The sequence below is a fragment of the Dietzia sp. Cai40 genome (genome assembly GCF_014145165.1).
Classification (GTDB): domain Bacteria; phylum Actinomycetota; class Actinomycetes; order Mycobacteriales; family Mycobacteriaceae; genus Dietzia; species Dietzia natronolimnaea.
On sequence record NZ_JAALEB010000009.1, the window covers coordinates 1 to 12,663 of the forward strand.

Annotated in this window: 13 protein-coding genes; 5 read left to right on the forward strand and 8 right to left on the reverse strand. The window is 70.3% G+C overall.

Translation table 11 applies throughout. The features are described from left to right. The 7 genes from G6022_RS00225 to G6022_RS00255 form a co-directional block, all read right to left on the reverse strand. Positions 1-468: hypothetical protein (locus G6022_RS00225; RefSeq protein ID WP_182617894.1), on the reverse strand; the 468-nt coding region annotated here is incomplete at its 3' end. A 138-nt stretch (positions 469-606) separates the two neighbouring features. After that, positions 607-1,899 (reverse strand): acetyl-CoA hydrolase/transferase family protein, encoded by a 1,293-nt coding sequence (locus G6022_RS00230; RefSeq protein WP_182609242.1) that lies wholly within the window; start codon positions 1,897-1,899, stop codon positions 607-609. 54 nt (positions 1,900-1,953) lie between these two features. Continuing rightward, positions 1,954-2,940 carry an LLM class F420-dependent oxidoreductase gene (locus G6022_RS00235; protein WP_179525608.1) on the reverse strand — a complete coding sequence of 329 codons (987 nt, stop codon included), beginning with the start codon at positions 2,938-2,940 and terminating at the stop codon, positions 1,954-1,956. 41 nt (positions 2,941-2,981) lie between these two features. After that, a complete protein-coding gene (locus tag G6022_RS00240) occupies positions 2,982-3,863 on the reverse strand; it encodes an ATP-binding cassette domain-containing protein (RefSeq protein WP_182639204.1) in 882 nt (293 codons plus the stop codon). Between the two features lie 15 nt (positions 3,864-3,878). Next, positions 3,879-4,928, reverse strand: a complete 1,050-nt coding sequence (locus tag G6022_RS00245; protein WP_182639205.1) for an iron chelate uptake ABC transporter family permease subunit — start codon at positions 4,926-4,928, stop codon at positions 3,879-3,881. Continuing rightward, positions 4,921-5,943: a holin gene (locus G6022_RS00250; protein ID WP_347237817.1), complete on the reverse strand. Its 1,023-nt coding sequence runs from the start codon at positions 5,941-5,943 to the stop codon at positions 4,921-4,923. Before G6022_RS00250 ends, G6022_RS00245 begins: the two co-directional genes overlap by 8 nt. Before the next feature lie 19 nt (positions 5,944-5,962). Then, positions 5,963-6,874, reverse strand: coding sequence for an ABC transporter substrate-binding protein (locus tag G6022_RS00255; protein WP_182609238.1), 912 nt, complete (start codon positions 6,872-6,874; stop codon positions 5,963-5,965). A gap of 195 nt (positions 6,875-7,069) precedes the next feature. Here G6022_RS00255 and G6022_RS00260 point away from each other — a divergent pair, with 195 nt between their 5' ends. Beyond that, on the forward strand, positions 7,070-7,636 hold the full coding sequence (locus tag G6022_RS00260) for a methyltransferase domain-containing protein (protein WP_182639206.1): 567 nt from the start codon (positions 7,070-7,072) through the stop codon (positions 7,634-7,636). A 63-nt stretch (positions 7,637-7,699) separates the two neighbouring features. Continuing rightward, positions 7,700-9,397 (forward strand): fumarate hydratase, encoded by a 1,698-nt coding sequence (locus G6022_RS00265; protein WP_182639207.1) that lies wholly within the window; start codon positions 7,700-7,702, stop codon positions 9,395-9,397. A 65-nt stretch (positions 9,398-9,462) separates the two neighbouring features. Here the strand turns inward: G6022_RS00265 and G6022_RS00270 are convergent, their stop codons facing one another. Then, complete coding sequence (locus G6022_RS00270; RefSeq protein WP_182609241.1) at positions 9,463-9,945, reverse strand: VOC family protein; 483 nt, start codon at positions 9,943-9,945, stop codon at positions 9,463-9,465. A 138-nt stretch (positions 9,946-10,083) separates the two neighbouring features. Here G6022_RS00270 and G6022_RS00275 point away from each other — a divergent pair, with 138 nt between their 5' ends. The 3 genes from G6022_RS00275 to G6022_RS00285 form a co-directional block, all read left to right on the forward strand. Continuing rightward, a complete protein-coding gene (locus G6022_RS00275) occupies positions 10,084-10,593 on the forward strand; it encodes a hypothetical protein (RefSeq protein WP_179525615.1) in 510 nt (169 codons plus the stop codon). A gap of 114 nt (positions 10,594-10,707) precedes the next feature. Further along, complete coding sequence (locus tag G6022_RS00280) at positions 10,708-11,958, forward strand: Bcr/CflA family efflux MFS transporter (protein WP_182639209.1); 1,251 nt, start codon at positions 10,708-10,710, stop codon at positions 11,956-11,958. Between the two features lie 77 nt (positions 11,959-12,035). Then, a partial coding sequence (locus G6022_RS00285) for an oxygenase MpaB family protein (RefSeq protein WP_182690861.1) occupies positions 12,036-12,663 on the forward strand: 628 nt, incomplete at its 3' end.

Sequence of the window (12,663 nt, forward strand, 5' to 3'; positions counted from 1 at the left end):
GCCGGCCGTGGAGGCGCCGCCGCGCACGTCGGACCGACCGGACTCGTCCGTCACCGGGTTGCGGTCACCGGTCCGGCCGGGCGCATCGGCGTGGCCCGGGGCATCGGTGCGGCCGGGAGCGTCTGCGCGGTGTTTGGGATCGAGCTTGTCCGCGTGCTGCTCCATGCGGCGCACGTCCTGACGCTGCTCGTCGACGACCGAACGGTGCTGCTCGGCCTCCGACCGCAGGCGATCCGCCTCCGCGGCCTTGGCCTTGGCCTCCTGCTCCGCCGCACCCGCGCGGTGCTCCTGCTCACGGGCCACGGAGTGCTGACGCTCCAGCTGCTGCTCCCGCTCCCGGGCGTCCTTACGCAGTTCGGCCGCCTCGCCGAGCTTCTTCCTGTTGCTGTTCCTCGCGGCCAACGCGATCAACGCGATGACCACGACCACTGCGACCACCCCGATGACGATCCAGATGATGGGGTCCATGATTTCCTCCGATGTCAGGGGTCACATTCCACCGGAAACGTAACCCCCCTCCGGGCCCCCTGCCACCGGTCGACCCACGTGGACGCCGCGAACGTGGCGCCGCGAACGTGGCGCCGGTGGGCCGTCGGGGATCCGGCCCTAGTGCACGGTCCGCGGCAACAGCCCGGCGTCGCGGGCCTCCCGACTCAGCCGCTCGCGGTGGTCCGGGTGGGCGATCGCGATCAGTGCGGCGGCGCGGTCGGACACCGACCGACCCCTGAGCGTCGCGATCCCGTACTCGGTCACGACGTTCTCGATGATGTTCTTGTGGGTGGTCACCGGGCTCCCGGGCGTCAACGAGAGCGTGATCCGGCTGATACCGCCGGAGGTCTGGGACGGGGTGACGATGAACCCGTGGCCACCGGGTGAGAACCTGCAGCCCCTCGCGAAGTCCGCCTGACCACCGGCTCCGGACCAGTACCGTCCACCGATCGTCTCCGATGCCGCCTGCCCGTAGAGGTCGACCTCGCTCGTGGCGTTGACCGAATGGAGATTGTGCTCCTGACCGATCACGCGCGGGTCGTTGACGATGTCCACCGGGAGCATGGCGACCGACGGGTTGTTGTGCAGCCAGTCCATGAGCTTCTGCGACCCCACCGCGAAGGTGGTGACGTGCTTGAACGGCCGGCCGGTCTTCCGTGATCCGTCGATGACGCCGGCGTCCACGAGGTCCATCACGCCGTCCGACAGCGCCTCGGTGTGGATCCCCAGGTTCTCGTGCGCGGTGAGCCGCGACAGCACCGCGTTGGGGAGCTTGCCGACCCCCAGTTGCAGACAGGCCCCGTCCGGCACCCGCTCGGCGATGTGGTCGGCGATCGCGTGCTCGATCTCGCCGGGCACGGGCGGCTCGATCGAGATCATCGGGGCGTCGTTCCGCGTCACGCCCACGACCTGGGAGATGTGGATGTGGTTGCGCCCGAAGGTCCGGGGCATGTTGGCGTTGACCTCGACGAAGAACGGCACCTGTCCGATGAAGGACGCCACGTAGTCGGCGTTGGTGCCCATCGAGAAGAACCCGTGCTCGTCGATCTCGGAGACCGTGGTCACGGCGAGGCCGGGCGGGCTGAACTCACGCAGGGTCGCCGGCACCTGCGCGAAGTCGACCGGAACGAGATCGCACGTGCCCTCGTGGAAGTTCTTCCGCGAACCGGGACCGAGGAAGTAGTCCACGTGCCGGAGCCTGCCCGGGTACGCACCCTCCATGAAGGGCAGCGATTCCCAGGGGTCCATGTGGTGGATGGTGACGCCGGAGAACCCCTCGGCCCCCGCGTCGAGGGCGCGCAGCAACGCCGGGGGCGCCGCGTTCTGGATCGGCGAGATGATGTGCATCCCCGGGGTGACGTGATCGAGTACCGCCTCGGCGGGCAGCTCTTCATAGTGGATGTCCTTGATCACGGTCGCACTCCGGTGGTCGGGGATGGTGGGGACGTCCGCCCGGCGGGCGGGTCATGCCAGGGCCGGGATGACCTCGCGTTCGAACAACTCGAGCCCCGAGGTGTCGGTGGCGATCTCTGGGAAGTAGAACACCCCGTAAGTCATCCCCAGACCCTCGAGTTCGCGGAGCTTGTCCACGATCTGCCCGGGCGTGCCCACCGCGGGCAGCCCGCGGTACGCGCCGAGCTGCCGGTCCGCCTCGTCCGCGCCCACGTGGCGGGCCATCCGGTCACGGAGGAACGCCAGCCTGTCGGCGACGTCCTTCTCCGTTTCCCCCACGGCCACGTTGTAGTTGGCGGTGCGCGTGATCTCGGACGGGTCCCGGCCCACGTCCGCGCAGTGTGCGAACAGGACCTCCGACTTGTGGGCGAACCCCTCGGGGCTGCCGTCGAAGTTCGTGTAGTCGGCGTGGCGGGCGGCGATCCGGAGGGTCTTGCGTTCGCCGCCCCCGGCGATCCACATCGGGATGCCACCCTCCTGCAGTGGCCGTGGTCGCACGATCGCACCGTCGACCCGGAAGTGGTCACCCTCGAGCGAGACGATGCCGTCGGCCCAGGCCTCGGTCATGATCCGCACGCCCTCGTCGAGCATGGCGATCCGCTCACCGGCGGAGGGGAACCCGTAGCCGTAGGCCCGCCACTCGTGCTCGTACCAGCCGGCCCCGATCCCCATCTCGACGCGTCCGCCGGAGATGTGGTCCACGGTCGACGCCATCTTCGCCAGGAGCGCGGGGTTGCGGTACCCGAGACAGGTACACATCTGACCCAGCCGCACCCGGGAGGTCACCGCGCCGAGGGCGGACATCAGGGTCCAGGCCTCGTGGGTGGCCTCTCCGGTGGTGAGCGGTGCGGTGTGCATGTGGTCGTACACCCACACCGACTCCCACGGGCCCGCGTCGGCACGGGTGGCGAGGTCGGTGATGACCGGCCAGTGGCGGGCGGGGGGCACGTCGACCAGGTCGAGCCGCCAGCCCTGGGGCAGGAAGAGTCCGAAACGCATGCCCCCGACACTAGCGCCGTGGGCCACCCCGGGAGAGCCGGTCAGGCGGTGGACAGGACCGCGCCGATGCCCTCCGGCTCGTCCTCGCCGTCGAAGTACAGCGCCACGTATCGCCCCGCGACCTCGGCGACCTGCATCTCCATGTCGTACACCAACCGCAGGACGTCGGTCCGCATGATCTGCGCCGGCGTGCCGTCGGCGACGATCGAGCCGTCCTTCATGGCGATGATCCGGTCCGAGTAGGCGGCGGCGATGTTGATGTCGTGGATCACCAGGACGACGGTCTTGTCCCGCTCCGCGGCGGTCCGGCGCAGCAACCGCATGATCGAGGTGGCGTGACGCAGGTCGAGGTTGTTGAGCGGTTCGTCGAGCAGGACGTAGTCCGTGTCCTGCGCGAGAACCATGGCGATGTGGGCGCGTTGGCGCTGGCCGCCGGAGAGCTCGTCGAGGTAACGGTCGGCCAGGCCCTCCAGCTCCATCGCCGCCAGGGCGTACCCGACGTGCTCGTCGTCCCCGGGGGTGGGTCGGCCACCGTTGTGCGGGAACCTGCCGAAGGCCACGAGTTCGCGGACCGTCAGGCGGATGGAGACGGCGTTCTCCTGACGCAGCACCGCGAGGCGTCGCGCGAGCTCGCGGCCACCGTTCACGGACACATCGACCCCGTCGACCAGGACGTGTCCGGAGTCGGCTCCCTGGAGTCGGCTCATGACCCCCAGCAACGTGGACTTGCCGGCGCCGTTGGGTCCGATCAACGAGGTGACGCCGCCCTGGGCGAAGCACGCGGTGACGTCGCGGAGGACCTGTGTCTCGCCGTATGACGCGCACACCGAGTTCGCCTCGATACCGCCCCCGGTCGGGCGCTCGGCCGGCCACGGGGTCGCGCTGGTCCGGTCACCGCGGCGACGGAACGGGAGGAGGGACATGATCTGCTTCTTTCGTCAGCGTGCGCGGTTGGTCAGGAGCAGGAACAGGAACAGCAGGCCACCGACGAACTCGATGACGATGCTCAACGCGGACTCGACGCCCAGGGCGCCGAGCACCAACTCCCCACCGGCCAGCGCGACCACGCCGAGCAGCGAGGCGACGGGCAGCGTGAAGCGGTGGAGGGTGGTCCCGAGGAGCGCGTAGGCGGCGTTGGCGACGATGAGCCCGAAGAACATCACCGGGCCGATCAGCGCCGTCGACGCGGAGACGAGGAACGAGACCACCACCAGCACGACGATCGTCACCCGGCGGTGGTCCACGCCCAGGGCGACCGCCGGGTCACGGCCGAGGAGCATCACATCCAGCCTGCGGCCGAGCAGCACGACCACACCCAGGCAGGCGGCGACGATGAGTCCGCACGCGACCAGGACGTCCGGCTGCACACCCCGGAAGCTGGCGAACATGGCGTCCTGGACCCGCAGGTAGGCGGCCGGGTCGAGCAGGCGTTGGAAGAACGAGGAGATCGAGCGGAAGAACACCCCGAACACCACGCCGACCAGCAACAGCAGGTGGATGTCGGTCCTCCGCCCACCGAGCAGCCAGAGGTAGAGCGCGGTCGAGGCCACGACCATGATCGCCGTCTGCCCCAGGAATCCGGAGAGGCCGCCGCTGATGAGGCCGCCGGCGAGGGCCTCGGGACGCGGGACCACGAAGAACACGAGCATCGTCTGGACGAGCAGGTACAGCGAGTCGAAGCCCATGAGTGCCGGGGTGAGGATCCGGTTCCCGGTGACGGTCTGGAACAACACCGTCGACACGCCCACGGCCACGGCCACCAGGACGATCGCCACGGCATGGCGGGACAACCGGTCCAGCGAGTAGTGCCAGGCCCTGGAGCCCACGGTCTCCGGGAGGCCGGTCAGGACGAGTGCGGCCAGCGCCCCGACCGCGACGGCGGCGCAGACCAGGGTGACCAGCCACCGGCGTCGTCGGTCGGACTCGGTCCGTGTCCGCCCACGCCGGAGCTGCTGCGGCGGGCGCTCCGCGGTAGGGGTCTCAACCATTGCGCACCGCCCGCAGCATCATCGCCAGGAATACGGCCCCGCCGATGATCCCCACCAGCGTCCCCACGGGGATCTCACCCGCACCGGTCGAGCCACCGGCGAGGATGCCCGGGAGCGACCGTCCGACCATGTCGCAGACGAGGACGGTGACCGCGCCGAGGAGCGCCACGAGCGGCAGGCCGCGGCGCGCGTCGTCGCCGACGAGTCTGGAGACGACGTTGGGGACCACGAGTCCGAGCAGCGGGAGGGCGCCCACGGTGACGACGACGACGGCGGCGACGGCCGCCACGATGGACATTCCCAGGGCGACGACCGTGCGGTGATCCACACCGAGGCCCGTGGCGACGTCCTCCCCCAGCCCGGCCACGGTGAACCTGTCCGCCGTGATGTAGGCGATCACCCCGAGGACGGCCACCAGCCAGAGCAGTTCGTACCGCCCGGCGAGGACCGCGGAGAAGTCGGCGAGCATCCAGGCGTTGAGCATCTGGAGGAGATCCCGGGACAGTGCCAGGAACGCCGCGACCGCACCCACGACGGAGCCCAGCATGATGCCGATGAGCGGCACGATGAAGGAGTCGGAGACGGCGACGCGACGGATGCACGCGAGGAACAGCGCGGTGCCGGCGAGGGCGAACACCATCGCCACGAGCATCTTCACCACGATCGGGGCGCCCGGGGCGAGGATCGCCACCACGACCAGGCCCAATCCGGCGGACTCGACCGTCCCGGCGGTGGAGGGCTCCACGAAGCGGCTGCGGGTGAGCAGCTGCATGAGCAGTCCGGCGACCGCCAGGGACGCCCCGGCGAGCGCTGCCGCCGCGGTCCGGGGCAGGCGGGCCTCGAGGAGGTAGACGCGATGCGCCTCGGTGAGGCCACCGGTGAGGACGTCCCGGACCGTGATGTCGGCCGCGCCGACGAACACGCTCGCGACCAGTGCCACCAGTAGTGCGGCCACGCCGAGAACCGGCCAGGGCGCCTGGTGCCGTGGCCGGTTCTCCGACAGGGTGGTGGTCACGACCGGGTGCTCCCCGCGGTCAGGAGACTGCCGAGTCGATCTCGCCGATCATGGCGTCCAGGACGCCGAGCCCGCCGCCGATGAGGTACCAGTTCTGCCCGTCGAGCATGTGGACGTTGCCGTTGGTCGCGGCGGAGGTCCGGTTGAACAGGGGGTTGTCCAGCAGCGCTGTGGCCGCCTCACCCTCGGCACCGATCGCGGCGTCCCGATCGATCACGAAGACGTGATCGGGGTTGAGCTCGGCGATCTGCTCCCAGCTGAGCGGTGCGCCGTGCCTGCCCTCGGCGGCGACGTCACCGGCCGACTCCATTCCGAGTTCGTTGAAGATGATGTCGAACCGGGTCCCGGGGCCGTAGGCCGTGACCTTGCCGCCCGAGGTCATGAGCACCAGTGCCGTTCCGGCGTCCTCGGCCTTGGCACGCGTCTCGGCGACCCTCTCGTCGATCTCGGCGAGCTGCTCCGCCGCCTTGTCCTCGGCACCGAACAGGGCGGCGATCTCCTCCACCTTGGCGCGGTTGGACGCGACCGTGTCGGAGGTGTCGGGATCACCGGCGATCACCTGGTCCGAGATCTTGGCGAACTCGGGCTCCATCGCCTCCGTGCGCGCACCGAACAGGATCAGATCGGGGCCGAGCTCGGCGATGACGTCCATCTTCGGCTCCTTGAGGCTGCCGACGTCCGTGTACTCATCGCTCGCATAGGTGTCGAGCGCGTCCGGGAACACCCCGGTCTTGGTCAGGCCCACCACCCGGTCCTCGAGATCCAGCTCGTCGAGCGTGTCGGCAGCGGCGTGGCTGGTGAGGACGACCCGCGCGGGCCCCTCACCGTCGGTGCCGGTGGACTGCGCGTCGGAGCTTCCGCAGGCAGTGAGCGCGCCGCCGGTCAGGGCGAGGGCGGCTGCCGCGGCGACGATCGTGGGGAATCGGTTCACAGTGTCTCCAGGGGCTTAAGTCAGTAGGTTAGGCTCACCTTAACCACGCCGTGTGCGCAGGGGCAAAACCAAGGTGTGCCTTCCCTCAGAAGCGGGTGGTGGGGACCTCGCGCCGACCGGCCCGCTCCCGTGGCCACGGGACCCCGGCGCGAGTACGATCACGCCATCGGAATCCCGTCGCGAAGGAGGCCCGGTATGCCCACCGCGGAGGTCCGTCGGGCGATGCGCGCCCAAGACCGGCGTCGGTTCCTCCCAGCCGAGGTCGCGGACGACCACCACCGCGACGCGCCGCTGCCGATCGGCTTCGGGCAGACGAACTCGCAACCCTCCACCGTGGCGGACATGATGACCCTCCTCGAACCGTTCCCCGGGATGCGGGTCCTCGACGTGGGCTCCGGCAGCGGCTGGACATCGGCGATCCTCGGCGAACTGGGCGGGCCGGGGTCCGAGGTGTTCGCGGTCGAGCTTGTTCCGGAGCTGGTCGAGAGGTCACGCGCGGCCCTCACCCAGCCCTGGGTGCGGGTACACCAGGCCCGGCCCGGCGTGCTGGGCCTGCCGGAGTACGGCCCCTTCGACCGGATCCTCGTCTCGGCGATGGGCCGGGCCCTGCCGCAGGAACTCGTGGACCAACTGGACGACGACGGCGTGATGGTCGCTCCCTGGCGGGACGTGATGCACCGGGTGCGGCGCACCGGCGGGAAGGTGGAGGTCACCGACCACGGCGGATACCGCTTCGTCCCCCTGCTGGACACCCGATTCTGACCTGCGCAATCGGACGATTATCCTGGACGGAAGTTTTACCCCCTTGAAGATCCAGGAGCGTCGATGCCCGAGTTCGTCTATGAGGACCTCCTCCCGGTCGGTGCGGACACCACCGAGTACCGCCTCCTGACCACCGAGGGCGTCTCCACGGTGGAGGGCCCGGACGGCACGACCTTCCTCCGCGTGGACCCCGAGGCGATCCGGCTGCTCACCGAGACGGCGATGCACGACATCTCGCACTACCTGCGCCCGGACCACCTGGCGCAGGTGGCCAAGATCCTCGACGACCCCGAGGCCAGCGACAACGACAAGTTCGTCGCACTGGACCTGCTCAAGAACGCCAACATCGCCGCCGGCGGGGTGCTGCCGATGTGCCAGGACACCGGCACCGCGATCGTCAAGGGCGAGCGCGGCCAGCACGTGCTCACCCCCGGGCCCGACGAGCGGGCGGTCGCCCGCGGCGTCTACGACGCGTTCACCCGCCTCAACCTGCGCTACTCGCAGAACGCCCCCCTCACCATGTGGGACGAGAAGAACACCGGCAACAACCTCCCGGCCCAGATCGAGATCGGCGCCGACACCACGCCCGGCCACGAGAACAGCTACAAGTTCCTGTTCATGGCCAAGGGCGGCGGCTCGGCCAACAAGTCCTTCCTGTACCAGGAGACCAAGGCGATCCTCAATCCCGAGCGGATGATGCAGTTCATCGAGGAGAAGATCCGCTCGATCGGCACCGCGGCCTGCCCGCCCTACCACCTGGCGATCGTGGTGGGCGGCACCTCCGCCGAGTTCGCGGTCAAGACGGCCAAGCTCGCCTCGGCGCACTACCTGGACGAGCTCCCCCGCGAGGGGGCCATGTCGGGCCGCGGATTCCGCGACGTGGAGCTGGAGGAGAAGGTCTTCGAGCTGACCCAGCAGATCGGGATCGGCGCGCAGTTCGGCGGTAAGTACTTCTGCCACGACGTCCGCGTGGTGCGCCTCCCCCGCCACGGGGCGTCACTCCCCGTCGCGATCGCCGTCTCCTGCAGCGCCGATCGTCAGGCCAAGGCCAAGATCACCCCGGAGGGCGTGTTCCTCGAGCAGCTCGAGTTCGATCCCGGCCGTTTCCTGCCCGCCACCACCGACGCCGAACTGGACGCCGCGACGCACGGCGTGTCCGGGACCGGCAAGGGCGCCGCGGTGAGGATCGACCTCAACAAGCCCATGGCGGAGATCCTCGCCGAGCTGAGCAAGCACCCGGTCAAGACCCGTCTGTCCCTCACCGGTCCCCTGGTGGTGGCCCGCGACATCGCCCACTCCAAGATCAAGGAGCGGCTCGACGCCGGCGAGGAGATGCCGCAGTACCTCAAGGATCACCCGGTCTACTACGCGGGACCCGCCAAGACCCCCGAGGGGATGCCGTCGGGATCGTTCGGCCCCACCACCGCCGGCCGCATGGACTCGTACGTCGAGCAGTTCCAGGCCGCGGGCGGCTCGATGGTCATGCTGGCCAAGGGCAACCGCTCGAAGCAGGTCACCGATGCCTGCGCCACCCACGGCGGCTTCTACCTCGGCTCGATCGGAGGCCCCGCCGCGCGGCTGGCCCAGGACTGCATCAAGCACGTCGAGGTGATCGAGTACGAGGAACTCGGCATGGAGGCGGTGTGGAAGATCGACGTGGAGGACTTCCCCGCGTTCATCGTGGTCGACGACAAGGGCGAGGACTTCTTCGCCCACACCGGCGAGGTCACGCTGACGGTGGGCAAGCGCCCGGGTCTGTGACCTGTGCGGGCCCGTGACCTGCGCGGGCTATGTGACCTGCATGGGTGACCGCCCGGGGGGTGGCGTCACGAGACTCCCCGGGCAGCGGCCTCCAGTGCGGCCACGTCGAGTCTGACCATGTCCATCATCACCGTGAAGGCCCGTGCGGTGGCCGCCTGGTCCCCCGAGCGCCACAGCTCGTACAACGACTCCGGTGCGACCTGCCAGCGCACTCCGTAACGGTCGATGAGCCAGCCGCACTGCACCTCCCGGCCCCCGCCGGCCAGCAGGCCGTCCCAGTAGTGGTCGATCTCGTCCTGGTCGGCGCACCGGATCTCCAGCGAGATCGCATCGGTGTACTCGACCCCCGGACCCCCGTTGAGGGCGAGGAAGGCCCGACCGTCGAGCTCGAACTCCACTGTCAGGACCTCGCCGGCCTTCGGCCCCGGCGTGTCGACCGGGGACTCGTCGACCGAGATGACGCGCGAGTTCGGGAAGACCGAGCAGTAGAACTCCGCGGCCTCCTCCGCCTGCCCGTCCATCCACAGACACGTGACGAACCTCGACATGTCGCCCCCTCCTCCCGCCCCGACGGGCGTGGCCCGGATCCAGTGTCCCCCGACCGCGGCCCCCGCGGAACACCCTGGAGTGTCGCGATCCGGCAACGACGTTCGGCGCCGGTCTGGCCGCGACTAGGATCTACGTGCATGAACAGGATCACGCGTACCCTCGCCGCAGTCACGGTCGCCGCGGCCGCCACCGCCGGGCTCTCCGCCTGCGGGACGGACGGCGAATCGGGCCGGGACGAGGCGACCGGGGTGTCACCGACCACCTCAGAGGTGATGTCCACGACGACCTCGGCCCCCGTCCCCGGGCCCGCCGATTCGACGGTCGACGTCCCGGCACCCGTGGCGGACCGCTGGAACGACCTCGGCGGCGAGGCGGGCGAACTGGGCCGGGCGGCCGGACCCGCCACCGATGTAGAGGGCGGCTCGATCACCGAGTTCGAACGCGGGGCGATCGTCCTCACCCCCGCAGGGCGCGCCTTCGTGGTGCAGGGCGAGATCCTCGCCGCCTACCTGGACGCGGGCGGGCCCGCGGGCGAGCTGGGTTTCCCCACCGCGGACGAGGCCACCACCGACGGGGGATGGATCTCCACCTTCGAGGGCGGGGTCATCACGTACCTCGACGGGGTCGCCGAGGTCCGCACCGACTGACCGGCACTCGCCCGTCACCCGCACGGTTCGCCCGCGCGTCGGGCGTCGGAACGGGGGTGAAAGCGGGTTATCGGGGCGTCGCGCGGCCCTCTCCGGCGGGGCTATCGTCCTCCCGTGAAGTCCACCCTCCCCCGCGCCCAGGCGCCGGATCCCCCGTCCACGCTGCCGGGGACCGTACCCGCCGCCGTGCTGCTGCCCCTTGCCCTGGCCGGTGCGATCGGGCCGTTCGCGACCGACACCTACCTGCCCGCGCTTCCCCTCATCGTCGGGGAGTTCGGGGTCTCCGCCTCGGTCGCCCAGCTCACCCTGACCGCGTTCATGGTCTCGCTGGCCGCGGGGCAGCTCGTGATCGGCCCGCTCTCGGACCGTGTGGGCAGGCGCACCCTGTTGATCCTGGGTTCGGTGGGCACCGCGGTCGCGGCCGTGGTGTGTGCGCTGGCCCCGTCGATCTGGGTACTGGTGCTGGGACGGGTCGCCCAGGGGTTCTTCGGCGCGGCGGGGATCGTCCTGAGCAAGGCCGTGGTGGTGGACGTCGGCCGCGGTGCCGGTGTCGCCAAGGCGTTCGCGACCCTCATGGCCCTCCAGTCGGTGGCGCCGGTGATCGCCCCGCTCGTCGGCGGTGCCGTGGTCCCGTTCGGCGGGTGGCGGGGCGTGTTCTGGCTGCTGGCCGCTCTGTCCGTGGTCACGGCGATCGGCGTGGTCACGGCGGTTCCCGAGACGCTGCACCCCGACGACCGCCGCTCGGGCGGCATCATGTCCACCCTGGGCGATATGCGCGTCGTGGCCACCTCTGGTCCGTTCGTGGCCCGGGTGTCGGTGTTCGTGTTCACCTTCGGCGTGCTCTTCGCGTACATCTCCGCGAGCCCGTTCATCTACCAGGACATGGTCGGCCTCTCCCCCACCGCGTACTCGGTGGCGTTCACCGTCAACGCCCTCGGCATCCTCGCCTCGAACCTGGCCGGGGCACACCTGGTCGGCAGGTTCGCACCGGAGAAGATCCTCGCCACCGGGGTGGTCGGCATGCTCATGGCGATCGCGGTGCTCGTCGTCGTCGTCGCCCTGTCCCCTGCCGGCACCCTGGGGCTGGCACCGGTCACCGTGGGCTTCATCCTGCTGACCCTGTCGATCGGCGCGATCCTGCCCAACGCGGCAGCGCTGTCCATGCAGGCGACCCGGGGGCACTCGGGGTCCGGGTCCGCGCTGCTCGGCGCGGCGCAGTTCAGTCTGGCGGCCCTCGTCTCGCCGATGACCGGGCTCTCCGGCCCGCATTCCGCCCTCCCCATGCTCGCCGTGATGGGCGCCTGCGCACTGGTGGTCGTGGTGGCGCTGACGGCGGTGCTCCGCCGGTCGGCGCGCGCCGGGTGAGCGCTGCGGGGCGAAACGACGACCGTGGGCCGGGGGTAGGGTGACGGTCACGACCGACCCCCGAGGTGGTGTCCGACATGGCGGTGATGACGACGACCGCGTCCCGAGCCCTGACCGGTGCCCGTCGCCGCGCCGGCCTCATGGTGCGCTCGCGGATCGCCGGTGACGACGCCGCCGAACGGCGGCAACGGATCTGGCACTCCGAGGGCGAACGGTGGAACTCACCCGGGGACGCGATCTACTCGGTGCACGGCGACGCCTCGATGTTCGCCGCCGGGCTGACCGCTCTGTTACTCCAGTCGCTGCACCCGCTGGCCATGGCCGGGGTGGCCGACCACAGCGACTACCGCGGCGACCCCTGGGGCAGACTCCAACGCACCTCGCAGTTCATCGCCACGACCACCTTCGGGACGGTCCCGGACGCCACGCAGCTCATCCGGACTATCAACGGGGTGCACCGGGCGGTGGTGGGGACCGACTATCGCGGCCGACCCTACGACGCCCGCGACCCGCACCTGTTGCGGTGGGTCCACGTCGCCGAGATCTGGAGCTTCCTCGAGTGCCACCGCCTGTACGGGCGCACCGCGATGTCGGCGGAGCGACGGGACGAGTACGTGCGACAGGCGTCGCGCACCGGGATCATGCTGGGAGCCAAGTGCGTCCCGATGACCGTCGCCGAGCTCGACGCGGCCCTCGAGGAGTACC

Coding starts and splice junctions, on each gene's coding strand:
- G6022_RS00240 (WP_182639204.1), bottom strand. CDS start 3,863: ATGTCCCTCCTCCCGTTCCGTCGCCGCGGTGACCGGACCAGCGCGACC.
- G6022_RS00235 (WP_179525608.1), bottom strand. CDS start 2,940: ATGCGTTTCGGACTCTTCCTGCCCCAGGGCTGGCGGCTCGACCTGGTC.
- G6022_RS00260 (WP_182639206.1), top strand. CDS start 7,070: ATGCCCACCGCGGAGGTCCGTCGGGCGATGCGCGCCCAAGACCGGCGT.
- G6022_RS00275 (WP_179525615.1), top strand. CDS start 10,084: ATGAACAGGATCACGCGTACCCTCGCCGCAGTCACGGTCGCCGCGGCC.
- G6022_RS00270 (WP_182609241.1), bottom strand. CDS start 9,945: ATGTCGAGGTTCGTCACGTGTCTGTGGATGGACGGGCAGGCGGAGGAG.
- G6022_RS00245 (WP_182639205.1), bottom strand. CDS start 4,928: ATGGTTGAGACCCCTACCGCGGAGCGCCCGCCGCAGCAGCTCCGGCGT.
- G6022_RS00265 (WP_182639207.1), top strand. CDS start 7,700: ATGCCCGAGTTCGTCTATGAGGACCTCCTCCCGGTCGGTGCGGACACC.